This window comes from Curtobacterium flaccumfaciens pv. betae (genome assembly GCF_026241855.1).
Lineage (GTDB): Bacteria > Actinomycetota > Actinomycetes > Actinomycetales > Microbacteriaceae > Curtobacterium > Curtobacterium flaccumfaciens.
The window spans coordinates 2,207,484-2,230,483 of sequence record NZ_JAPJDC010000001.1; the positions used below are offsets into that span (position 1 = coordinate 2,207,484).

The window sequence follows — 23,000 nt, forward strand, 5'->3', positions numbered from 1 at the left end:
TTCGGTCCGGATCCGCGGTCCGGACGGTCGATGTGTGGCACCGCCCGTCGGCGTGAGGCTGGACCCACCACACCGAACGGAAGGTCCTCCCCCATGCGTCTCCCCCGCACCCTCGTCGCCACTGCCGCCGCAGCCCTCGCCGTCACCGGCATCACGGCTGGCGCAGCCGTCACCTCGTCGAACAGCGCCACCGCCGACGTCCGCACCGCCACGGACGCCCGCACCGTCGCCGTCACCGGCGATGCCGTCGTCGAGTCCAAGCGGCTGAGCTCCGCCGAAGCCATGCGGGCGGCCTCGGCCGCCCTCGCCGCTGCAGAGGCGGACGGCGCGGGCTTCGTCAGCGTCTCGGTCGTCGACCGCAACGGTCAGCTGCAGGCCTTCGTGCGCGGCGAGAACGCCGCGTCCCACACGATCAGTGCCTCGCGGCAGAAGGCGTACACCGCCGCGGCCTTCGGGTCGCCGACGTCCGAACTCGCGAAGCGCGCCACGGGCGACAACGCCGGGCTGAAGGACCTGCCCGGCACGCTGTTCCTCGCCGGGGCCGTGCCGGTCAAGGCGGGCGAGGCCTCCATCGGCGGCATCGGGGTCGGCGGCACCCCGTCGGGCGCCACGGACCAGGAGTACGCGCAGGCCGGGCTCGACGCGATCACGAAGTGACCGGGCGACGTCGGGGCGTGCTCCGACGACGCTGAGTCCGTCACGGCGACGGCGGGACGACCATCGGTCGCCCCGCCGTCGTCACGTCGTCGGGCCGTCCGGCGACCGCGCGGGGTGCGCCAAGCCGTCGAGGGCGATGATGCCCCGTCGGGTCGCCTCGGCCACCGCCCCGGCTCGGCCGTCGACACCGAGCTTCGCGAACACCCGCACCAGGTGCGTCTTCACCGTCGACTCGCTCATGAAGAGCCGCCCCGCGATCAGACGGTTCGTCGAGCCGTCAGCGAGCAGTTCGAGCACGTCGAGCTCACGTGGGGTCAGGGTCTCGTCCGGTCGGCGACCACGGTCGAGCATGCGTTCCGCCACGGCCCGCGTGTACACGGCGGTCCCGGTGGCCGCGGCCCGGACCGCGGCGGCGAGTTCCTCGGCGGTCGCGTCCTTGAGCAGGTACCCCGTCGCCCCGGCATCGAGCGCCCGCATGATCGACACGTCGGTCGCCGTGGCCGTGAACACGAGCACGCGGGTGGTCCGCACCAGTCCGGGGATCAGGTCGACACCGTTCCGCGTCCCCAGGCCCAGGTCGAGCACGACGACGTCCGGAGCCGCCTCGGCGACCAGGGCGCTCACGGCTTCCGGATCCCCGGTCGAGGCGACGACGTCGATGTCGGGGAAGGTCCCGAGGATCGCGGCGACACCGGACCGTAGCACCGGGTGGTCGTCGACGAGCAGGACGCGGGTCATGGTTCCTCCAACGGGACGGTCGCCCGCAGCACCGTACCGTCCGGGCCGGAGCGGATGTCGAGCGTGCCTCCGACGGCCTCGAGTCGCCGGCGCATCATCGTCAGGCCGTGTCCCCCGGTCGGCCCGGGCGTGACCGGCCGGCTCGGGTCGAAGCCACGGCCGTCGTCGCGGACGACGACTGCGACCGAGTCGTCCTGGTTCCGGAACTCCAGTGAGATCGACGCAGCGCCGGCGTGCCGTTCGGCGTTGCCGAGCGCCCCCTGCGCGCTCCGCAACAGGGCCATTGCACGTATCGGTGTCAGCGTCTGCGGCTCCCCGACCACCGACCAGCGGGCGCCCACGCGCTCGGCGGCTGTGGAGAGGGCGGCCGTCAACGAGTCCGTCGACCCGTCCGCCGCGCCGTTCGCTGACTCGCCGACGTCCGGGTGATCTGCTCCGAGGCCGTCGACCAGCGCGCGGGTGTCCACCACCGCGCTGCGCAGTGCACGGCGTGCCTGCTGCGCGAGGGCGTCGTCCCCGGACCGTTCCGCCGCTTCGGTCAGGAACAGTGCGCCCGCCACCGACTGCACCACCGTGTCGTGCAGCTCAGCGGCGACGTGCTGGCGTGCTTCGAGTGCACCGGCCCGCCGCTCGGAGGCAACGAGTCGCGCGCGGGTGGCGACGAGCTGCCGGACCGTTCGCGACCGCTCGTCCAGAGCCACCCGCGACACCACGATCGCGGCGAGGAACACCGCGCCGGACAGCAGACACCCCACGAGCAGCCCGGGGTCGTCGTTCCCGGTCAGACGGGGCACCGAGACCGCTGCGACGACGATCGCCGCAGCGCTGGCGAGCGTGGCCGGCACGAGCCGCGCGGTCGTCTGCAGCAGGACCACCAGCGGGACGACGCTCCACGCGGCGCTCGGGGCGACCACGACGAGCACGACCGCGAGCAGCGTCAGCCCGAGGGGCACCGCGACGGGGACCGGACGGCCCAGGAGCACGACAGCATTGGCCGAGCCCGCTGCGATCAGGGCGACCCCGAGGGTCACCGCGACGACGTGGTTCGGCTCACCGGCGTGGAACTGGTGGTACCGCAGCGTCCCGACGGCGGTGACGAGCGCCAGGGCTGCGGCGGCGAGGGTGCTCGCCCGGCGGCTGAGGCGCCGGCCCAGCCCGCGCCAGGACGACGAGGGTGGGACCGGGGGCACCGCACCAGGGTACGGACCCCCGGTCGGAGATCTGCTGTGCCGCTACTTCTTCTTCTTGGCCTTCTTGCCGTCGTCCTTCTTGGACTTCTTCGACTTCTTCTTGTCGTCGTCCTTCTTGGACGGCTTCTTGTCGTCGTCCTTCTTCTTCGACTTCTTCTTCTTGTCGTCGTCCTTCTTCGACTTCTTCTTCTTGTCGTCGTCCTTCTTCGACTTCTTCTTCTTGTCGTCGTCCTTTTTCGGCTTCGCCTTGCTCGCACCCGTCGGCAGCGGCAGGACGGCCGACACGGCCGCCGGCTCCGCCTGCGAGGCGTCGGCGTCGGCATCGCCGGACGCACCGGTCTCCGGCGACTCCAGCCCGTCGATCGGCTCGACGACCACGGCCGATCCGGTGTCCAGCTCGACGTCGACCGCGTGCTCCTCGAGCACCGGTGCCAGGGCGTCGGCGACCCGCTCGACCGTCAGCACCGCGTCCGCCTCGGCGAGTCGGAGCAGGGCCTGCGCGGTCCGGACCCGGGTGGTCGCCTTGCGCGCGAGGACGTCCGACCGTGCCCCTTCGAGGAACGTGCGCAGGGCGCGTTCCACGGCGGAGCGTCCGCGTGGGGCAGCGCGGTCGAGCCGATCGAGTTCCCCGGCGACCCCGGAGACGTCGTCGGCGACGTGCTCGTGGCGGACCGACTCGATGAGTGCGGCGATGGCGGCGGCGGCACGTTCGACCCCGGCGGAGCGCTGGTCGAGCACGACGAGCATCTCGACCACCGAGCCGTAGGTGACGGTCTCGAGGCGGACCGGCTCCGCGCCGCGACCGCGAACGACCAGGCGGGTGTCGGGTTTCGGCAGCCATGCGGCGAGGGCGGCGACCGTGGCGACGGAGCCCACGATCCGCTCGTACTCGCTGAGCACAACTCGTTCCTGCTCCCGCAGACGGACACGGATCGCGATCTCCTGCACCACGTGCTGACCTCTCGTTCGGGTTCGACGCGAGCGTGTTCTGCGCGCCTGCTCCGGAGCGTAGTCCTCGGACGTGGCGGAACAGCGAACGCCCCGGCACTGTCCAGGGGACGGTGCCGGGGCGTTCAGGTGGCGCAGCGTGACAGCGGTTCGTCGTTCGGCGAATGGTGGAGATGGGGGGAATCGAACCCCCGTCCATCGCTGCAATTCGACGTCTTCTACGGGCGTATCCGGATAGTTCGTTCTGCTCGGCCCCGTCCTTTGCTACCGGCTTCTAGGACGACGGGCCCAGTCTCAGTGCAAGTCCCGCACGGCCCTGAGGCGCAACCGTGCAGCAAGTCCTCTGGATGACGTCGGGATCAGGTTAGAAGACGGTCACCTGGCCGACGGACTTCATGTGCTGGGCTGCTTACGCAGCGAGAGCGAAGTCAGTGCGCTTGGAATTGGCACTTGTTGTTTTCCACGGATCGTTTACGAGATAACCGTGGGTCCTCGGCCCGCTTCCCGTCGGCACACAGGCAATGTCGAAACCGATCATCCCCATGCGGGCCGGACGTGCGAGCCGCTGTCACGCTGTTGAGTTGCCAATGCCCCTGTCGGAGCAGTCCCTCAGTCTAGCCGAGGAGATGCGTCAGCGCTACTCGCCGACGCGGTTCCGGGTGCGCATGGCCCGCTCGGCCTCACGCTTGTCGGTCTTCTCGCGCAGCGCCTGGCGCTTGTCGAACTCGCGCTTGCCCTTCGCGACGGCGATCTCGATCTTGGCCCGACCGTCGTGGAAGTAGATCTGCAGCGGCACGAGGGTGTACCCGCCCTGAGCCGTCTTGTGCGAGATCTTCACGATCTGCTGCTTGTGCAGGAGCAGCTTGCGCTTCCGTCGGGGCGAGTGGTTGTTCCACGTGCCCTCGGTGTACTCCGGGATGTGCACGGCGTCGATCCACGCTTCGCCACCGTCGATGTAGGCGTACCCGTCGACCAGGGACGCCCGCCCCATCCGCAGGGACTTCACCTCAGTGCCGGACAGGACCATGCCCGCTTCGTACGTGTCCTCGATGAGGTAGTCGTGCCGGGCGCGACGGTTCGTTGCGACGATCTTCTCCCCGCGTTCCTTCGCCATGACGACTCCTCTCGATGGTGACCGGTGCAGTGCGCTGCGTGGGTGGTTCGGCGCAGCCCTACAGACTACTCAACACGAAGCGGGCGGCGCACCTTCCCGGCGCGCCGCCCGCTCGCGGATGCTGTGCTGTGTCAGACCTTCAGGTACCGGCGGATGGCGATCGACGCCGACGCCGCGGCGAGGAGCACCCCGATCACGATCACCGCGGGGACCACGATGGCCGCGTCGCCCATGCCGATGAACGCCGTGCCGGTGAAGCGCTCCGCCAGGAAGTTCCGGACGAAGAACCAGACCACGGCGGTGATCGCGCCACCGGCCAGGACGGCTCCGATGGCGGCGGCGATCACCCCCTCGAGCACGAACGGTGTCTGGATGAACCGGTTCGACGCACCGACAAGCCGCATGATGCCGAGCTCTCGCCGTCGACTGAACGCCGACAGGCGGATCGTCGTCGCGATGAGCAGCACCGCCGCCACGAGCATGAGCGCCGCGATGCCGATCGCCGTGTACGACGAGGCGTTGAGCAGGTTGAAGATCGGCTGCAGGTACCCGCGTTGGTCGACGACGCTCTGCACGCCGGCGACCTTCGACAGGCTCTCGACCAGGACGTCGGCCTGCGAGGGGTTCTTCAGGTTCACCCAGAAGGTCTCGTTCAGGTACTCCGGCTTGACGAACTCCGTCGCGGCCGAGTCCTTGAACTGCTCCTTGAACCGGGTGAAGGCCTGGTCCTGGTTCTCGTAGTAAGTCTTCTCGATGTACGGCTTGAGCGTCGACGAGTCGAGCTGCGCCTGGACCTGTTCGCGCTGGTCCGCGGTGGCCTTGGCGCCGGTGCAGTTGCCCGTGGTGTCGGTGTCGGTGCACAGGTAGACGGCGACCTGCGCCCGGTCGTACCAGTACCCCTTCATCTGGTTGATCTGCATCTGGAGCAGGATCGCCGTACCGACGAAGGTCAGGGAGATGAAGGTCACGAGGACGACGGAGACGACCATCGACGCATTGCGCCGCAGGCCCGAGCCGACCTCGGACATGACGAGCCCGAGCCTCATCGGATGAGCCCCGGGATCGTCTGGATGCCGGTGGTGTTGGACACGGTGCCTCGCTGGATCGGGACGGCCTGGGTCTGGTAGCCGCCGGACTGCTCGTCGCGCAGGACGGTGCCGTTCGAGAGCTCGATGACCCGCCGCTGCATCTGGTTCACGATGCTGGCGTCGTGCGTCGCCATCAGCACGGTGGTGCCTCCCTGGTTGATGCGTTCGAGGAGCGCCATGATGCCGGCGGACGTGGTGGGGTCCAGGTTTCCGGTGGGCTCGTCGGCCAGCAGGATCGCCGGCTTGTTCACGACGGCGCGGGCGATGGCCACGCGCTGCTGCTCACCACCGGAGAGTTCGTGCGGCATGCGGGTGGCCTTGCCGGCGAGCCCGACGAGCTTCAGCACGTCGGTCACGGCCTCACTGATGAAGCCCTTGCTCTTGCCGATGACCTGCAGCGAGAACGCCACGTTGTCGAACACGTTCTTGTTCGGCAGCAGACGGAAGTCCTGGAAGACCACGCCGAGGTTGCGGCGGAAGTACGGGACCTTCCGCGATGCCAGGGACCCGAGGCGCTGCCCGAGCACGTGGATCTGCCCGCTGGTGGGCTTCTCCTCCTTGAGCACGAGGCGCAGGAAGCTGGACTTGCCGGAACCGGACGCGCCCACGAGGAACACGAACTCGCCCTTGAGGATCTCGAGGGTGAGGTTGTCGAGCGCCGGACTCGGGTTGCCCGAGTAGACCTTGGTGACCTGGTCGAATTTGATCATGACCGGATCAGGGTAGGTCGCCGCGCTTGGAAAGCAAGCGAGGCGCGCGGCTCACGAACCCCTACTCGGCGGCGGATTGCTTGCGCCAGCGGATGCCCGCGTTGATGAAGCCGTCCAGATCGCCGTCGAACACGGCTGAGGGGTTGTTCACCTCGTGCTCCGTCCGGAGGTCCTTGACCATCTGGTACGGCGCCAGGACGTAGGAGCGGATCTGGTCGCCCCAGCTCGCCGTGATGTTGCCGGCGAGTTCCTTCTTCTTCGCGTTCTCCTCTTCCTTCTTCAGGAGGAGCAGGCGCGACTGCAGCACGCGCATGGCGGCAGCACGGTTCTGGATCTGCGACTTCTCGTTCTGCATCGAGACGACGGTGCCGGTCGGGATGTGCGTCAGGCGCACCGCGGAGTCGGTCGTGTTGACGGACTGCCCGCCGGGGCCCGACGAACGGAACACGTCGACGCGGATGTCGTTCTCGGGGATGTCGATGACAGCGGTCTCCGGCATGAGCGGGATGACCTCGACCGCGGCGAAGGAAGTCTGGCGCTTGCCGGCGGCACCGAACGGCGACATCCGCACCAGGCGGTGGGTGCCGGCCTCGACCGACAGCGTGCCGAACGCGTGCGGGGCGTCGATCTCGAACGTCGCGGACTTGATGCCCGCTTCTTCGGCGTACGAGGTGTCCATCACGGTGGTCTTGAAGTTGTGCTGCTCGGCGTACCGGAGGTACATGCGGAGGAGCATCTCGGCGAAGTCCGCCGCGTCGACACCGCCAGCACCGGCGCGGATCGTGATGACGGCCGGACGGTCGTCGTACTCGCCGTCGAGGAGCGTCTGCACCTCGAAGTCGCCGATCATCTTCTGGATCGCCTTGAGCTCGGCGAGGGCTTCGTCGGCGGACTCCTGGTCGTCGCCCTCGTTCGCCATCTCGACCAGCACCTCGAGGTCGTCGATGCGCTGCTCGGTGTCGGTGATCTTCTTCAGCTCCGACTGGCGGTGCGAGAGCGCGCTCGTCACCTGCTGCGCGTGGTCGACGTCGTCCCAGAGGTCCTGGGCCCCGGCCTGCTCGCTGAGGTCGGCGATCTCACGCTGCAGGCGGTCGACGTCGACCACCGAGCGGATGTTGCCGAAGGTCTCGCGAAGGGCGGAGAGCTGCTCGGTGAAGTCCAGTTCGACCATGGTCATCGATCCTACCGGCGCGAGTCCGACTCGGCCGACCGGGAGGCCCGGTGCGGGTCCGCCCCGCTGGTCGCGGTCGTCCTCCACGCGCCTCGCACCCCCGCCCGGCCCCGTCATCCGGGCCTCCGGTGCGACCTGGCGATCGCGTACCGCCGCAGCCGCACGCCCCCGCGGCGCTCGGTCGACAGCAGGACGGCGTCGTAGTGCTCCAACACCCCGATGGAGCCGTCGTTGTCATCGCGGCAGACGGCGATCACCGGGTCGATCCCGACGCGCGAGGCGTGCGCGAGCACCTGGCCCAGCGCCCAGGTCGCCACGCCTCGGCCCCTCGCCGACGGACGGATCCCGTACCCGACGTGGCCGAACCGCTGCACGCCGGCGGCGTCTCCCGGCGCCCGGAGTGCGATCCCGCCCAGGACGCGTCCGTCCTCGACGATCCACCAGAGCGCTCCGGGTCTGGCGTGCAGTCGGCCGACCCAGGTGCGGAACCCGTCCTCGTCACCGACGTAGTCGTGGGTGGTGATCCCGAACCCGTCCTCGTGCGCGCCCGGCCCCCACTCGGCATGCGCTTCAGCCCACGCCTCGTACAACGCCGCCTGCGGTCTCACCAACTCGAGCATGTCCAAGTATCACAACGATGCGGCTCGGTGGCGATCCCCTCGTGGACATCGCGTCGGGCGCTCGGGCTGCGTCGCGAGGCACTGCCGAGTGATCGTCGCGCCCCGGCTGGAACGGGTCTGCTCGCGGCGAGCGCGCGGTCCTGCTCGTCTTCGGTGCAGAGCCCGACCCTGTCCGCGGCTAGTTCGGCCTGCGACGGTCGGATGTCACAACGGCCAGCAGGGCAACGGCGCCCAGACCGATGACGGGGAACGCGCCGACCGTCAGCGTCATCGCCGCCGGGTCGTCGGGGGCGAAAGCGAACCAAGCGACACCGACCAGTGCGATCCCGGCGACCGCGAACGCGGCCCCGATCGCGAGCACGGCAGCTCGGGCTGACCTGCTCATCATGACCGACTCCTTCCGCTTGCGCCGTCACGCTCCGACCGCTCCGTCGTGCGTGCTGGAATATTAGCGGCCCGATCACTGCAGGAGTCAACCGTCGGGATCGCGGGTGGCCTACCGCCCGAGCAGCGGCTCCCTCGACGCCATCCCCGCTGCACCGGCCCGTGCGACCGCATCCGGCAGCGCCGCCAGGAACGCGTCGACGTCGGCATCGGTCGTGGTGTGGCCGAGCGTGATCCGGAGCGCACCGCGGGCGTCCTGCTCGGACAGCCCCATCGCGAGCAGCACGTGCGACGCCTCGGGCACCCCGGCCTGGCACGCCGACCCGGTCGAGACCGCGACCCCGGCGGCGTCGAGCAGGAACAGGAGCGAATCGCCCTCGCACCCGGGGAACGTGAAGTGCGCGTTGCCCGGCAGCCGGTCGACGGGGTCCCCCATCAGCACCGCCGACGGCACGGCCGCACGCACCCCGGCGACCAGCCGGTCCCGCAGGGCGACGAGCGACGGGTGCGGCATCGGCTCGGCGACGACCGCACTGGCCGCCACGCCGAAGGCCGCGGCCGCCGGGGCGTCCTGCGTGCCGCTGCGCACCTGCCGCTGCTGCCCACCACCGTGGATGAGGGGCTCGACGGTGGCCTTCCGTCCGAGCACGAGCGCACCGATGCCGACGGGCCCGCCGACCTTGTGCGCGGAGACGCTGAGGGCGTCGAGGCCGGACCCGGCGAACAACACCGGCACCTGCCCGTAGGCGGCGACCGCGTCGCTGTGCACGGGCACGCCGGCGGCGTGCGCGAGCTCGACGATCCGCGACACGGGCTGGATGGTGCCCACCTCGTTGTTCGCCCACAGGAACGTGACCAGGGCGACGTCCGAGGCGTCGGCGAGCCGCGCCTCCAGTCCGGCGAGGTCGACGCGACCCTGCGCGTCCAACGGGACCACGTCGATGACGGCGCCCTCGTGGGTCTCCAGCCAGGTCAGGGTGTCGACGGTGGCGTGGTGCTCGCCACCCGGGACGACGATGCGGGGCCGCTGGCGGTCGCGCTGGCGAGCCCAGAACAGGCCCTTCACGGCGAGGTTGATGCTCTCGGTGCCGCCGGAGGTGAACACGACCTCCACCGGGTCGGCGTCGAGCGAGCGGGCGACGGCGGCGCGGCCGTCCTCGAGCAGCATCTTGGCGCGCTGACCGGCGCTGTGGATGGACGACGGGTTGCCGACGGTGCCCAGGGCATCGGTGAAGGCGGCGAGCGCCTCCGGCAGGATCGGCGTCGTCGCGGCGTGGTCGAGGTAGACCGACAAATGCACCCCCTGGATCGAGCAGTGTCCAGGATACGCGCCGGTCCTCGTACCCTTGTCGCGTGCACGAGACAGCGATCGACCTCACGCCGGGGTTCTCCCTGGGCGGGACCGTCCCCCGGTTCACCCTGCGGTCCGCGACGGCGACGGACGTCGTCCTGGTCGTGGCGAGCGCGGGAAGCGCCGACGGGGCCGACGGGGAAGACCGCTCCGGCGGCCGACCGACCCGGCACCCGCTCGAGCGTGTGCCGGACACGGACGTGTGGACCGGCGAGGTCCCCGGGATCGTGCCCGGCGACCGCTACCACCTGCTCGTCGACGGGCCGGTCGGGCCGCGGCACGAGTTCGACCCGACGCGTCCGCTGCTCGACCCGTACGCGCGGGGCATCCTGCCGACCGGCGACGACGAAGCGGTCGGCTCCCGCTGGACCAGCGTGGTCGTCGACGACGCGTTCGACTGGGGCGGCGTCGTGAAGCCGCAGGTCCCGCTCGACCGCGCCGTCGTCTACGAGGCGAACGTCCGCACCCTGACGGCCGCGAACCCGCACCTGCCGGAGTACCTGCGCGGCACGTACGCCGGGGTCGCCCACGAGAGCACGATCGCGCACCTGCACCGCATCGGCGTCACCACGCTCGAGCTGCTGCCCGTGCAGGCGTTCGACACCGAGCGGTGGCTCCGCGACGCCGGCCGGCAGAACGCCTGGGGCTACAACACGCTCGGGTTCTTCGCCCCGCACGCCGCGCACGCCTCGGCGCCGGCGCAGCAGGAGGGCGCCGACGCCGTCCTGCGGGAGTTCAAGGGCATGGTCCGGCTGCTGCACGAGGCCGGCATCCAGGTCGTCCTGGACGTCGTGTACAACCACACCGCGGAAGAAGGCCTGGGTGGTCCGACGACGAGCCTGCGTGGCATCGACGGTGCGAACCGCTACCGCTGGGCGCAGACCGACCCGCCCCGCCGGGACACCTACTACGACACCACCGGGTGCGGGAACACGCTCGACACCTCGGTCGAGGCGACGGCGGACCTCATCGTCGACAGCCTGGTGTACTGGGCGCGCGAGGTGCAGGTCGACGGGTTCCGCTTCGACCTGATGGCCGCCCTGGCCCGTGACGGCGAGCACCGGTTCGACCCGTCGCACCCGCTGCTCGAACGCATCCGGAACCACCCGGACCTGCAGGACACCCTGGTGATCGCCGAGCCGTGGGACGTCGGCCCGGACGGCTGGAAGACCGGGGAGTTCGGCGCGGCCGGCCAGCGCACGAGCGAGTGGAACGACGGGTTCCGCAACACCGTCCGCCAGTTCTGGCTCACCGACATCGCCGAGGAGCGCCGCACCGGTCTGCCGCAGACCGGGATCGGCCGGCTGGCTGAGGCGTTGTCGGGATCGAGGAGTGTCTTCGGCGCCGACCGCGGCCCGCTGGCGAGCGTCAACTTCGTCACCGCGCACGACGGCTTCACCCTGCTCGACCTGGTGTCGTACGACGGCAAGCACAACGAGGCCAACGGCGAGGACAACCGCGACGGCTCGAACGACAACCGCTCGTTCAACCACGGCATCGAGGGTGACACCGCCGACCGCGGGGTCCGCGCCGCGCGGGGTCGGTCGATGCGCAACCTGGTGGCGACCCTGATGCTGTCCGCCGGGGTGCCGATGCTCACCGCCGGCGACGAGCGGAGCCGCACGCAGCACGGCAACAACAACGCCTACGTGGTGTCCGACGACCTGACCCCGGTGGACTGGTCCGACGACGAGGACGCCGAGACGATGACCGAGGCCGTCGCCGCGCTGGCCCGGTTCCGGCGGGCGCACCCGTCGCTCCGCCCCACCCGCTTCGGCGTCGAGGGGCAGGAGACCCCCGGGGCCTCGCGGATGTCCTGGTACGGGCCGGACGGGCACCCGATGACGATCGAGGGCTGGGACCAGCCGGTGCACCGCGCCCTGCAGTACTTCGTCGAGTCGACGCCCGAACACGAGCCCTTCGACCGCGTCCTGGTGGTCGTGCACGGCAGCGGCCGCACCCGCGACCTGACCTTGCCGGTGCGCGAGGACGTCCTCGGGTACCGCCTGGCCTGGTCGAGCGAGAAGCACCGCGACCACGAGCGCCTCCGACCTGCCGGGCAGGTCTTCACCGCCTACGGCCCCGGCATCCACCTGTTCGAGGTGGCGTAGCGCCGAGCAGTCGGGTGCGGCCCGGCGTCGCGACCGACCGACGGACGGGAGGCCCGTGGCAGCCCCGCCACGGGCCTTGCGTCCGGTCCTCAACAGGCTCCACGGCGCGCCCGGCCCTCCACAGCGGGCCGATTCCGGGGAACGCGGAGCCGCCCGCCGGGTAGCGTCGCTTCCGTGGCCACCGCAGACCGACCCCGCCGCCCGAAGATCGGGCGCATCCCGATCACCGAGCTCGCCCCGAGGACGCCGAACGGCTTCCCCGGCAAGGCATTCGACGGCGAGGTGATCACGTTCGGTGCAACCGTCTTCCGAGAAGGACACGGCATCATCGGCGCCGACCTCGTCCTCGAACGCCCAGACGGTGGAACCCGCACCGTCCCCATGACCCTCGGTGCCCCCGGCACCGACCGCTACGAAGCCACCGTGCAGGTCGACCACGTCGGCGTCTGGACCTGGCACGTCGAGTCGTACTCCGACGACTGGGCGAGCTGGCTGCACGGCGCACGCCTGAAGATCGCGGCCGGCGTCGACACCGAGGCGACCCTGCTCGACGGTGCCGTGCTGCTCGACCGGCTGGCCGAGGAGACCGACTCCCCCGCCGCCACCCGTGCCGCCGCACGCGTCCGTGACACCGACCTCGACCCGGCCGAACGCCTGGCCGCCGTCGACGACCCGCGCATCGTCGCCGAGGTCGAGGAAGCCCCGCTCACTTCGCTCCGCACGCACTCCGCCACCCAGCTGCTCGACGTCGAACGCACCCGCGCCGGCGTCGGCGCCTGGTACGAGTTCTTCCCCCGCTCCGAAGGCGCGAAGAAGAACCCCGACGGCTCCTGGAAGAGCGGCGACTTCCGCACCGCGGCCCGCCGCCTGCCCGCCGTCGCCCGGATGGGCTTCGACGTCATCTACCTGCCGCCGATCCACCCCATCGGCACCACCGCCCGCAAGGGGCCGAACAACACGCTCACGCCCGGGCCGAACGACCCCGGCAGCCCCTGGGCGATCGGCTCCCCCGAGGGCGGGCACGACGCGATCCACCCCGACCTCGGCACCGAGGACGACTTCCGCGACTTCGTCGAGACGGCGAAGAACACCGGCATGGAAGTCGCGCTCGACTTCGCGCTGCAGTGCTCCCCCGACCACCCCTGGGTCACCCAGCACCCGGAGTGGTTCACGCAGCGCGCCGACGGGTCCATCGCGACCGCCGAGAACCCACCGAAGCGCTACCAGGACATCTACCCGATCCAGTTCGACACCGACCCCGAGGGCCTGGTCACCGAGGTCGAGCGTGTCCTGCGCCACTGGATCGCCTTCGGCATCCGCATCTTCCGCGTCGACAACCCGCACACCAAGCCGCTCTGGTTCTGGGAACGCGTCATCCGTGAGATCCGCGACGAGCACCCCGACACCGTGTTCCTCGCCGAGGCGTTCACCCGCCCGGCGATGATGCGCGCGCTCGCCGAAGCCGGGTTCCAGCAGTCGTACTCGTACTTCACCTGGCGCAACACCAAGGACGAGATCGAGGACTACTTCACGGAGCTCTCACACGAGACGAGCGACTACCTGCGCCCGAACCTGTTCGTGAACACCCCCGACATCCTCACCGAGTACCTGCAGTTCGGCGGCCGTGCGGGCTACAAGGTGCGTGCGGCGCTCGCCGCCACCGGTGCACCGACGTGGGGCATGTACGCCGGGTACGAGCTCTTCGAGGACGTCGCCCGACCGGGCTCCGAAGAGAACATCGACAACGAGAAGTACGAGTACAAGCCGCGTGACTTCGCCCTGGCCGAGGCCGAGGGGGCGTCGCTCGCGCCGTACGTCACGATGCTCAACCGCTTCCGTGCGGCGCACCCTGCGCTCCGGCAGCTGCGGAACCTGCACGTGCACGCCGCCGAGGACCCGGCGATCGTCGTCTACTCGAAGCACCTGTCGGGCGAGTACATCCGGTCAGGACGCCCCGACACCGTGATCGTGGTCGCCAACGTCGACCCGCACTCCGCCCGTGAGACCACCGTGCACCTGGACCTCGCCGCACTCGGTCTGCCGACCGAGGGCCTGTTCGACGTCCGTGACGTCGTGACCGGTCAGCGCTGGACCTGGGGCGCGTCGAACTACGTCCGCCTGGATGCGTTCCAGGAGCCCGTGCACCTGCTCGTCGTGGAAGGACCCCACCGATGACCCCCGAACCGACCGACCCCACGAAGCGCGGACCGGCCGTCCCGCCGGTGCCGCCTCCGCCGCCGGCCGTGCCGCGGTACGAACCGAAGGTCTCCGCGCCCGACGAGGACCTGCCCGGCGCCCCGCCGGTGCAGCGCGAGGCTCCCGACCGCGGGGTGGCGGAGTCCGCCACGCTCGCCGGGCACCCCGCCGACCCGACGCACCCGCGGCAGCCGTCCGTCGCAGCCACCTCGGCGTCCGATGCCCCGACGGCACCGACGGCACCGACCGGGGGCGCCGCCCCCGTGGTCCGGCCGGCCTCCGTCGAGGCTCCGGCCGCCCCCACCGCTGCTGCTTCGGCGCAGGCTGCTGCCTCGGCTCCGGCCGCCTCCGGTACGGCCACGGATCCGCGTCCGGCTCCGATCGAGGACTGGCTGCGTCTGCAGGTGGCTGAGGGCCGCTGGTCCCAGCCGCACGACGTCCTCGGCCCGCACCCGGTCGACGGCGGCACCAGCGTCCGCGTCGTCCGGCACCTGGCCCGTGCGGTGCGCCTCGTGCGCCCCGACGGCGACGACATCGAGCTCACGCACGAGGGCGACGGCCTCTGGGCCGGCGCCACTGCCGAATCCCTCGGTCGCTACCGGGTCGAGTCGGAGTACGACTACGACGAGTCGACGGACGAGGACGACGCCACGTGGACCACCGACGACGCGTACCGGTTCGCCCCGACGCTCGGCGAGCTCGACCTGCACCTGTTCGGCGAGGGCCGTGACGAGCAGCTCTGGCACCACCTCGGCGCACACGCCCGCACCGTCGACGGGGTCGACGGCGTCGCGTTCGCCGTCTGGGCGCCCCGGGCGACCGCGGTCCGCGTGATCGGCGACTTCGAGGGCTGGGAAGGCCGCACCACCGCGATGCGCCGTCTGAGCGACCTCGGCGTCTGGGAACTGTTCTGGCCCGGCGCCGTCGTCGGCCAGCGCTACAAGTTCCAGATCCTCACCGACTCCGGGTGGGTGGAGCGGGCCGACCCGTTCGCCCGCGAAGCCGAGATCGCCCCGGCGACGGCCTCGGTCGTCACCGAGTCCACGTACACGTGGTCCGAGGGCGACGCCGCGTGGATGGAGCGCCGCGCGCAGACCACCACGCACGACGCCCCGATGAGCGTGTACGAGGTGCACCTCGGCTCGTGGCGCCCCGGCCTGTCGTACCGCGAGGTCGCCGACCAGCTCATCGGGCACGTGGAGTACACCGGCTTCACCCACGTGGAGTTCCTGCCGCTCGCCGAGCACCCGTTCGGCGGCTCGTGGGGCTACCAGGTCACCGGGTACTACGCACCGACTGCGCGCTTCGGTTCGCCGGACGACCTGCGCTACCTGATCGACCGTCTGCACTCCGCGGGCATCGGCGTGATCATGGACTGGGTCCCCGGGCACTTCCCGAAGGACGAGTGGGCCCTCGGGCGCTTCGACGGCTACGCGCTGTTCGAGCACCCGGACCCCCGCCGCGGCGAGCAGCTCGACTGGGGCACCTACGTGTTCGACTTCGGACAGCCGCAGGTGCGCAACTTCCTGGTCGCGAACGCGCTGTACTGGTTCGAGGAGTTCCACATCGACGGCCTGCGGGTCGACGCGGTGGCCTCGATGCTGTACCTCGACTACTCCCGCACCGACTGGCTGCCGAACGTCCACGGTGGCCGCGAGAACCTCGACGCGATCTCGTTCCTGCAGGAGACGAACGCGACGGCGTACAAGCGCTACCCCGGCATCGTGATGATCGCGGAGGAGAGCACCTCGTGGCCGGGCGTGACCCAGCCGACGAGCGCCGGTGGGCTCGGCTTCGGGCAGAAGTGGAACATGGGCTGGATGCACGACTCGCTCGAGTACGTGCAGCGCGACCCCGCGTACCGCAGCTACCACCACGACGAGATCACGTTCTCGTTCGTCTACGCGTTCAGCGAGCAGTTCACGCTGCCGATCAGCCACGACGAAGTCGTGCACGGCAAGGGCTCCCTGTACGGCAAGATGCCCGGTGACGAGTGGCAGAAGCTCGCCAACGTGCGTGCCTACCTGGCGTTCATGTGGGCGCACCCCGGCAAGCAGCTGCTCTTCATGGGCCAGGAGTTCGCGCAGCCCGCCGAGTGGTCCGAGGCGAAGGGCCTCGACTGGTGGCTCCTCGACCAGCCCGGTCACCGTGGTGTGCAGGACCTCGTCGCCGAGCTCAACCGCATGTACAAGGACTCCCCGGCGCTCTGGACGCACGACTCGACGGCCGACGGCTTCGAGTGGCTCGAGGGCGGCGACGCACCGCACTCGACCCTCGGGTTCCTGCGGAAGGACGGCGACGACCGGGTCGCGGTGTTCGTGAACTTCTCCGGTGTGCCGGTGGAGCGCCGCTTCGGGCTGCCGACCGCGGGCGAGTGGCATGAAGTGCTCAACACCGACGCGGCCGAGTACGGCGGCTCCGGGGTCGGCAACCTCGGCGTCGTCACGGCGGAGGACACCCCGTGGGCGGGCCGCCCGGCCTCGGCGCACCTCGTGGTCCCGCCCCTCGGCGCCGTCTGGCTGAAGCTGGCCCAGTAGCCCGGCCAGCGTCCGCGACGCGACCGACCGACAGACGGGAGGCCCGGTGCCAGCTGGCACCGGGCCTCCCGTCTGTCCGTTGCCGGGTCCACCGCGATGCGCGAGACGCCGTCGTGTCCGCGGGACGCCGTCGTGTCCTCGCGACGCCGTCGTGTCCTCGAGACGCCGTCGTGTCCTCGAGACGCCGTCGTGTCCTCGAGACGCCCGGGAGACACCGAGACGCCGCCGTACCCGGCGGCGTCTCGGTGTCACGACGGCGTCTTCTTCGCCGCGCCGACCCTGCGGGCCTAGTACAGGGCGTTCGCCAGGCGGCGACGCGCCGCGACGACGCGCGGGTCCTCGCTGCCGATGAGCTCGAAGTACTCGACGAGCCGGACACGCAGGGCCTCGCGGTCATCGCCGAACACCGTCGGCACGAGGTCGAGCAGACGCCCGAAGGCGTCGTCGACGTGCCCGCCGGAGACGTCGAGGTCGGCGACCGCCAGCTGTGCCTGGACGTCCTGCGGACCGGCGGCCGCTGCCGCACGGATCTCGTCGGCCGTCCGACCGTTGAGCCGGTCGAGCAGCGACACCTGCGCGAGTCCGGCGACGGCCATCTGGTCGTGCGGGTCCTGCAGGATCGCGGTCTTGTACTCCTCGACAGCGGTGGCGTAATCGCCCCGCTCGATCGCGTCGTACGCCGCCTGGTGGTGCGGCGGGAGCGGCTCCGGCTCCGGCTCGCCCTGCTCGGCGTCGGAGGGGGCCGCTGCGCCGTCGACGGTGACGCGACCGGTCACGCCGTTCTGCTCGGCCGCCTGGAGCACCTGCTCGTAGACGTCGCGGACCTGCGCCTCGGGCAGTGCCCCGACGAAGAGCCCGAGCGGGCGTCCGCCGATCACGGCGGCCACGGTCGGGATCGACTGCGCCTGGAACGCCTGCACGAGCTGCGGGTTCGTGTCGGCGTCCACCTTGGCGAGCACCACGCGGCCGTCGTACTCCGCGGTGAGCTGCTCGAGGATCGGCGAGAGCTGCTTGCACGGCCCGCACCACTCGGCCCAGATGTCCACGATGACCGGGACGACGGTCGACAGCTGCAGGACGTCCTGGAACGTCGCGTCGGTGACGTCGATGACGAGCGACGGGACGGTCAGGTCAGCGCCGTTCACGGTGCCGGCTTCGGTGCCGGGCACGGCACCGCCAGGGGAACCCGCCGGGGCCGGAGCACCGGACGGCTGGGGCGGCCGCTGTGCGCGGTCGACGAGGGACGACAGGTCCACGGCTCCGCGGAGCCCGGACGGGGTCGGGGGGATGTTGCTCATTGCACCTCACTCGCTGCGGTCAGGCCCTGTGTGAACCCGAGCAGGACCACTTTGCCATCCGAGGCGACCGGCGGCACGTAGAAGAGCAGCTGGACGCTGTAGGTCGCGCTGATGCCCTTCTTGCTCGTGTCCACGCCGGACAGTGCCTTGACGGCACCCTCGGTGTTCACCTCGGCGCCGGAGGCGGTCGGGGTCACCTTCTCGACCTCGTCCAGGTCGGCGGAGACCAGGGCACCGGCATCGTCGGTCGCGATGGCGACGGCGGAGTCGGCCGGGACCTCGGACGAGTACTCGATCTTCGCCGTGTCCGGCAGCGCCTTGGCCTTCTTGTCCTTGTACGCCTTGCCGATGGTGGTGCGGAGCGCATCGCCCTCGGTCGCGAACAGGTCGGCGTACTCGCTGGCGGTGTCCTTCGACAGGATGTCGCCGTACGCGGTCGCCACCTGGTCGGGCTGGATCGTCAGGAGCTTCGACTCCGGCGCGAGCAGTGCGGCACCGATCGTCGTCGGCGCGAGGCTCGGGATCTTCGCGTCGGCCTCGAGCGAGACGTCGTACGCCACCTTGTAGGGATCACGGGCGCTGTCCTGCACCAGGGTCAGGGCCTGCGGCGCCGACTTGGCGTCGCAGTCCTCGGCGACGATCGTGAAGACCGTGCGCGGCCAGCTGTCGGTCTGCTGCGGCAGCGCAACGCACACCTGCGCGGCCGAGATCGCCGGGGGCGCCTTGACGTCCGCGTCCTTCGCGCGGATCGCGTAGTTCGCCTCGCGCAGTTCGAGCGCGGCACCCGTGAAACGGGTCCCGGCGAGCCTGCTGTCACGGGTTTCGTCGGCCTGCTTCGCCACGGCGGCGGTGCGCTGCACGACACGGGTGATCTGCTGCTTGGTCGCAGCCGTCGGCTCGGTCGTGTCCGCCGCCCCGGTGGCGGTGGCCGTCGGCGTCGCGGTGGCGAGCGACGGGTCGCCACCCTGCGGCCAGTAGTCCGAGGAACAGCCGGCCAGGGTCAGGGCACCGACGAGCAGCACCGGCACACCGACGAAGGCGCGCGATCCACGGCGACCGGGACGCGGCACCTGCGCGCCGGCTGCGGCAGCCCGGCGCGAGGCGCGCACCCGCGGCGGCCGGCTGCCCCCACTGCGACGACGGGGGCCGCGGCCGCGGCGCTGGTGCAGGAACGCGAGGACGAGCAGCACGAGGCCTCCGACGACGAACACGCCACCGGCCACCAGCAGCGGACCGACCGCCGGGGTCGCGGTGTCCTGCGGCCAGGTGACGGACACGTCGCTCGGGGCCGCGGCCTTGCCGTCGCTGACGACGAGCACCGAGACGTCCTGCGGCAGACGCACGGTGAACTGCCCGGCACCGTCGTACTCCTGGTACCAGAGGTCGCTGCCCTTCGGCGAGGGGACGCTCGTCCCGCTGCCCGAGGTCGATCCGACGAGCGATCCCTTCTCGGCGTCGAAGCGGAGCGTGGTGTGCTCGGCCTCACCGATCCAGGCGTCGACGTCGGCGGTCTTGCCGTAGGCCGCGAAGACCTTGCCGGAGCCGGACACGTTGATGCGCTGGTAGCCGGGGTTGGCGTTGAGGGTCGTCCCCGGGATCACCGTCACCGGGGCGGAACTGGTCGTCGAGCTCTCGGCCACGAGCGAGGACGGCGGCGCGAACACGGTCCGCTGTCCCACCGCCAGCGCCACGAGCAGCAGACCGATGACGAAACTGACGATCGCCAGGACGAATCGCACGAACTCTCTCCCTACCGCGCCGGGGTGGGGATGTCGGCGCGCGAATCAGCGACTCAGGATAGCGAGCAACGCTGGACAGTGCATCAATCCGCGCTGTCGCCGGACTCAGACGCCCCGCTCCGGCCCCCACTACAATCGACCGCGGGCCGAACCTGGCCCGCTGCCGACCCCAGGAGCGACACGTGGCGAACGACGAGGCCGAGTTCGGAACCGAGCTGCGCGGGTACCGCCGCGACGAGGTGGAGCGTTCGCTGAACGACCTGCGACGCGAGCTCATCAAGTCGAACAACGACCGCGCCGACGCCGCGAAGGAGATCCGTCTCCTGCAGGCCCGGGTCTCCGAGCTGCAGGGCGAGCTCGACGAAGCCGGCACCCCCACGTACAGCGGACTCGGCACCCGCCTCGAGTCCACCCTGCGCGTGGCCGAGGAGCAGTCGACCCGACTCATCAGCCAGGCGGACATCGACGCCCAGCGGCTCCGTGCCTCGAGCCGCGCCGAAGCCGAGCGCACCGTCCGCGAAGCACAGGAAGAAGCGCGCGACACCCTCGAGGACGCCCGCACCCGCGCCACCAACGAGCTCACCCGCGCCCGCGCCGAGGCCGCCGACACCGTCGAGCGCGCCCGCGCCGAGGCCGGTCTGCTCACGCAGGACGCCCGCAACGAAGCTGCCGCGATCCGCGGTGCCGCCGTGACCGAGGCCGCCGAGGTCCGCTCCATCGCCATCCGCGAGACGAACGCCCTGCGCGCCCAGGTCGAGCACGAGGTCGCCGAGCTCCGCGAGATCGCACAGCGGGAGTCCGCCGAGGCCCGCACTGCCGCCGCCGAGCTCGACCGCGAGACCGAGCACCGCCGTTCGGTCTTCGAGGCCGAACACACCCGCCGAACCGAGGACCTCGACCGCGAGGAGACGACCCGACGCGAGGCCCTCGAGCGCGAGGTCACCGAGGGTCGTGCCGCCTGGCACCGTGAGCGTGACGAGGAGCAGCAGGCACATGCGCTGGCCCTCGAGACCGGTCGCGCCGAACTCGAGTCCGAGGTCACGCGTCGCCGCGCCGAGCTCGACACCGAGGTCGCGGACCGCCGCCGCGAGCTCGACGAGGAACTCGCCGCCGCCCGCGCCCAGTGGGACCGCGAACTCGCCGCCGCCCGCACCGCACTGGAGCAGGAGACCGAGGCGGCCCGTGCGCAGCTCCGCGTCGACGAGGAGCAGACCCGCGTCGAGAACGCGCGCCTGGTGCAGGAGACCGCCGACCGGATCGCCCGTGAGCTCGAGGAGCACGACGCCCGGATCGCGCAGGAGCGCGCGGAGGCCGATGCGGCAGCCGAGCGTGCTGTCCGTGAGCACGAGAACGCCATCGCCGCCCGACGCGAGCGTGAGCACGCCGAAGTCGACACCGAGATCGCCGACCGCCGCACCGCCGAGCTCGGCGTGCTCGAGGCCGAGCGCACCGCCCTGCGGCAGGAGATCGACACCGCCCGCGCCGCCCTGGTGAAGGAGCGCGACGAGGTCCGCGCCGAGATCGCCCGGGAGCGCGACGAAGCCCGCACGACGCTCGAGTCGGAGCTCGCCTCCCGACGTGACGACGCCGAGCAGGACTACCTGCGGAAGCACCACGAGACGGTGACCGAGACGCAGAAGTACCTGGACGAGGCGAACCTGCAGCTCGCCGAGGCCACGCGTCGTGCGACCGAGGCCCGTGAACGCGCCGAGCGCCTGCAGCAGGAGGCCGACGACCTCGAGCGCACCAGCACGGCCGAAGCCCAGGAGCACGCGCGCACCATCGTCGCCGACGCGCAGGACCGGGTGCACCGGATGGTCGCCGACGCCGAGGAGCGCACCGCCGGCGTCATCGCCGAGGCCGAGGACCGCCTGGCGGCGATCCGGACCGAACGCGAAGCCGTCGCGGGGTACCTCGAGAACCTCCGCGGGGTCCTCACGAACGCCACCGGCCTGCTCGGCACGGCACCCGCCGCAGCGTCCGATGCGGACGCTGACGACGACGTGGACGCGACCGAACGCTGACGGTCCACCGCCTGGAGGCGCGACCCGCGCCTCCAGGCAGTGCCACCTGGTGCAGATGGCGGGCCGCAGGGCGTCTTCCGGGCGTCGTCAGACCGGCCAGTGGGTCGGCAGCGGCGCGCTGCCAGGGACGACGAGGTCGGCGATCGCGTCGAGGACGATCCGCACGTACCGCTCCCCCACCCACAGGTGCTTCGCGCCCGCGACCGGCACGACCCGGACGTTCGGGGCGAGTGCGAACCGTGCCGCCGCGGCCTCGGGCTGCAGGAAGTCGTCGTGCTCCGGGACGAGCGCCACGACCGGGACCTCGACGGCAGCCCAGCGGGCGAGTTCCTCGTCCGAGGTACGGTGCAGCGGCGGGGACAGCAGGACGACCCCGGCGACCGTGCCGGCCTCGACGTGTTCGAGCGCGTGCTTGAGGATCACCTCGGTGCCGAAGGACCACCCCACCAGCCACGGCGTCGGCAGGCCGCGGTCGATGACCTCGGCGACGGCGGCTCGCAGGTCGAAGCCCTCGGACACACCCTCGCCGAAGACGCCCTCGGACGTGCCGCGCGGCGACGTGACGGACCGGAAATTGAACCGCAGCACCGCGATGTCGGCGAGGGCGGGCAACCGCGCGGCGGCCTTCTTGAGCACGTGTGAGTCCATGAACCCGTGCGCGGTGGGCAGCGGGTGGAGCGTGACGATGGTTCCACGGGCCGAGGTGTCGGCAGGCTCGGCGAGTTCACCGACGAGCGTCAGGTGGTCGTCCGTGACCAGCTCGAGCTCGGTGCGACGGGCCGGCAGCTCGGTGGCGGATCGAATCTCGGTGTCGTGCTCGGTCATGCGATGCTCCAGCAGTGGTTGTGCCAGTGCCGGCGTGACGCCAGGTCGGCGGCGTCACCGAGCACGCCGTCCGCCCGCCAGACGACCACGTGGGCGGTGCCGGGCACGACGGTTCCGCCGCACCCCGGGCAGATGTACTCCTTCTGCGCCGACGCGGCCGAGATCGGCTGCACCTGGTACTCGCGACCGTGACGGACCTCGGTGCGCTTCCACGAGCTCATCAGCCGGTCGAGGGTGGTCTCCTCGTCAGGCTCGACGTCGCGACCACGGGGACGCCGCGGTCGGTTGCTGCGCGGCAC

19 protein-coding genes and 1 other RNA gene are annotated in these 23,000 nt (G+C 71.2%); 5 read left to right on the plus strand and 15 right to left on the minus strand.

Annotated elements, in window-relative coordinates; translation table 11 throughout:
- Positions 1–93: 93 nt before the first annotated feature.
- On the plus strand, positions 94–657 hold the full coding sequence (locus ORG17_RS10375) for a GlcG/HbpS family heme-binding protein (protein ID WP_214527375.1): 564 nt from the start codon (positions 94–96) through the stop codon (positions 655–657).
- 81 nt (positions 658–738) lie between these two features.
- On the opposite strand, the gene ORG17_RS10380 is transcribed toward ORG17_RS10375, so the two are convergent.
- From ORG17_RS10380 to ORG17_RS10430, 11 genes are all read right to left on the minus strand, one after another.
- Positions 739–1,395, minus strand: a complete 657-nt coding sequence (locus tag ORG17_RS10380; RefSeq protein ID WP_214527376.1) for a response regulator transcription factor — start codon at positions 1,393–1,395, stop codon at positions 739–741.
- Positions 1,392–2,585 carry a sensor histidine kinase gene (locus ORG17_RS18350; protein ID WP_214527377.1) on the minus strand — a complete coding sequence of 398 codons (1,194 nt, stop codon included), beginning with the start codon at positions 2,583–2,585 and terminating at the stop codon, positions 1,392–1,394. Before ORG17_RS18350 ends, ORG17_RS10380 begins: the two co-directional genes overlap by 4 nt.
- Before the next feature lie 42 nt (positions 2,586–2,627).
- On the minus strand, positions 2,628–3,536 hold the full coding sequence (locus ORG17_RS10390) for a hypothetical protein (protein ID WP_214527378.1): 909 nt from the start codon (positions 3,534–3,536) through the stop codon (positions 2,628–2,630).
- Positions 3,537–3,698: 162 nt separating this feature from the next.
- Positions 3,699–4,075, minus strand: a transfer-messenger RNA (tmRNA) gene (ssrA, locus tag ORG17_RS10395).
- Positions 4,076–4,170: 95 nt separating this feature from the next.
- The gene (gene smpB / locus ORG17_RS10400; RefSeq protein WP_027465851.1) at positions 4,171–4,647 is read right to left on the minus strand and encodes an SsrA-binding protein SmpB; all 477 of its coding nucleotides are present in this window, start codon (positions 4,645–4,647) and stop codon (positions 4,171–4,173) included.
- Positions 4,648–4,778: 131 nt separating this feature from the next.
- Positions 4,779–5,693 (minus strand): permease-like cell division protein FtsX, encoded by a 915-nt coding sequence (gene ftsX / locus ORG17_RS10405; RefSeq protein WP_027465852.1) that lies wholly within the window; start codon positions 5,691–5,693, stop codon positions 4,779–4,781.
- A complete protein-coding gene (gene ftsE / locus ORG17_RS10410; RefSeq protein WP_017888215.1) occupies positions 5,690–6,445 on the minus strand; it encodes a cell division ATP-binding protein FtsE in 756 nt (251 codons plus the stop codon). Before ftsE ends, ftsX begins: the two co-directional genes overlap by 4 nt.
- A 61-nt stretch (positions 6,446–6,506) precedes the next feature.
- On the minus strand, positions 6,507–7,616 hold the full coding sequence (gene prfB / locus ORG17_RS10415) for a peptide chain release factor 2 (RefSeq protein WP_071244840.1): 1,110 nt from the start codon (positions 7,614–7,616) through the stop codon (positions 6,507–6,509).
- Positions 7,617–7,729: 113 nt separating this feature from the next.
- On the minus strand, positions 7,730–8,224 hold the full coding sequence (locus ORG17_RS10420; protein WP_214527379.1) for a GNAT family N-acetyltransferase: 495 nt from the start codon (positions 8,222–8,224) through the stop codon (positions 7,730–7,732).
- A gap of 190 nt (positions 8,225–8,414) precedes the next feature.
- Complete coding sequence (locus tag ORG17_RS10425) at positions 8,415–8,624, minus strand: hypothetical protein (RefSeq protein WP_214527380.1); 210 nt, start codon at positions 8,622–8,624, stop codon at positions 8,415–8,417.
- A gap of 108 nt (positions 8,625–8,732) precedes the next feature.
- Entirely contained in the window at positions 8,733–9,914 is a 1,182-nt protein-coding gene (locus ORG17_RS10430; RefSeq protein WP_214527381.1) for a cysteine desulfurase family protein, read from the minus strand.
- A 59-nt stretch (positions 9,915–9,973) separates the two neighbouring features.
- On the opposite strand from ORG17_RS10430, the gene ORG17_RS10435 reads away from it, so the two are divergent.
- From ORG17_RS10435 to glgB, 3 genes are all read left to right on the plus strand, one after another.
- Positions 9,974–12,082 carry a glycogen debranching protein gene (locus tag ORG17_RS10435; RefSeq protein WP_214527382.1) on the plus strand — a complete coding sequence of 703 codons (2,109 nt, stop codon included), beginning with the start codon at positions 9,974–9,976 and terminating at the stop codon, positions 12,080–12,082.
- Positions 12,083–12,256: 174 nt separating this feature from the next.
- On the plus strand, positions 12,257–14,257 hold the full coding sequence (locus ORG17_RS10440; RefSeq protein WP_027465863.1) for an alpha-1,4-glucan--maltose-1-phosphate maltosyltransferase: 2,001 nt from the start codon (positions 12,257–12,259) through the stop codon (positions 14,255–14,257).
- Positions 14,254–16,815, plus strand: a complete 2,562-nt coding sequence (gene glgB, locus ORG17_RS10445) for a 1,4-alpha-glucan branching protein GlgB (protein WP_214527383.1) — start codon at positions 14,254–14,256, stop codon at positions 16,813–16,815. The genes ORG17_RS10440 and glgB overlap by 4 nt, the downstream gene beginning before the upstream one ends.
- 287 nt (positions 16,816–17,102) lie before the next feature.
- On the opposite strand, the gene ORG17_RS10450 is transcribed toward glgB, so the two are convergent.
- Complete coding sequence (locus ORG17_RS10450) at positions 17,103–18,113, minus strand: tetratricopeptide repeat protein (RefSeq protein ID WP_214527384.1); 1,011 nt, start codon at positions 18,111–18,113, stop codon at positions 17,103–17,105.
- Entirely contained in the window at positions 18,110–19,852 is a 1,743-nt protein-coding gene (locus tag ORG17_RS10455; protein ID WP_214527385.1) for a hypothetical protein, read from the minus strand. The genes ORG17_RS10450 and ORG17_RS10455 overlap by 4 nt, the downstream gene beginning before the upstream one ends.
- A 182-nt stretch (positions 19,853–20,034) precedes the next feature.
- Between ORG17_RS10455 and ORG17_RS10460 the strand changes: the two genes are divergently transcribed.
- Positions 20,035–21,876: a coiled-coil domain-containing protein gene (locus tag ORG17_RS10460; RefSeq protein WP_214527386.1), complete on the plus strand. Its 1,842-nt coding sequence runs from the start codon at positions 20,035–20,037 to the stop codon at positions 21,874–21,876.
- An 87-nt stretch (positions 21,877–21,963) separates the two neighbouring features.
- Here ORG17_RS10460 and ORG17_RS10465 read toward each other — a convergent pair whose 3' ends face one another.
- Both ORG17_RS10465 and ORG17_RS10470 read right to left on the minus strand, forming a co-directional pair.
- Entirely contained in the window at positions 21,964–22,701 is a 738-nt protein-coding gene (locus ORG17_RS10465; protein ID WP_214527387.1) for an alpha/beta hydrolase, read from the minus strand.
- Positions 22,698–23,000 carry a hypothetical protein gene (locus tag ORG17_RS10470; RefSeq protein WP_111056315.1) on the minus strand — a complete coding sequence of 101 codons (303 nt, stop codon included), beginning with the start codon at positions 22,998–23,000 and terminating at the stop codon, positions 22,698–22,700. The genes ORG17_RS10465 and ORG17_RS10470 overlap by 4 nt, the downstream gene beginning before the upstream one ends.

What these genes read in the sequence shown, in the direction of transcription:
- ORG17_RS10375 (WP_214527375.1), top strand. Translation starts at nt 94, where the DNA reads ATGCGTCTCCCCCGCACCCTCGTCGCCACTGCCGCCGCAGCCCTCGCC.
- ORG17_RS10380 (WP_214527376.1), bottom strand. Translation starts at nt 1,395, where the DNA reads ATGACCCGCGTCCTGCTCGTCGACGACCACCCGGTGCTACGGTCCGGT.
- smpB (WP_027465851.1), bottom strand. Translation starts at nt 4,647, where the DNA reads ATGGCGAAGGAACGCGGGGAGAAGATCGTCGCAACGAACCGTCGCGCC.
- ftsX (WP_027465852.1), bottom strand. Translation starts at nt 5,693, where the DNA reads ATGAGGCTCGGGCTCGTCATGTCCGAGGTCGGCTCGGGCCTGCGGCGC.
- ftsE (WP_017888215.1), bottom strand. Translation starts at nt 6,445, where the DNA reads ATGATCAAATTCGACCAGGTCACCAAGGTCTACTCGGGCAACCCGAGT.
- prfB (WP_071244840.1), bottom strand. Translation starts at nt 7,616, where the DNA reads ATGGTCGAACTGGACTTCACCGAGCAGCTCTCCGCCCTTCGCGAGACC.
- ORG17_RS10425 (WP_214527380.1), bottom strand. Translation starts at nt 8,624, where the DNA reads ATGATGAGCAGGTCAGCCCGAGCTGCCGTGCTCGCGATCGGGGCCGCG.
- glgB (WP_214527383.1), top strand. Translation starts at nt 14,254, where the DNA reads ATGACCCCCGAACCGACCGACCCCACGAAGCGCGGACCGGCCGTCCCG.
- ORG17_RS10450 (WP_214527384.1), bottom strand. Translation starts at nt 18,113, where the DNA reads ATGAGCAACATCCCCCCGACCCCGTCCGGGCTCCGCGGAGCCGTGGAC.
- ORG17_RS10465 (WP_214527387.1), bottom strand. Translation starts at nt 22,701, where the DNA reads ATGACCGAGCACGACACCGAGATTCGATCCGCCACCGAGCTGCCGGCC.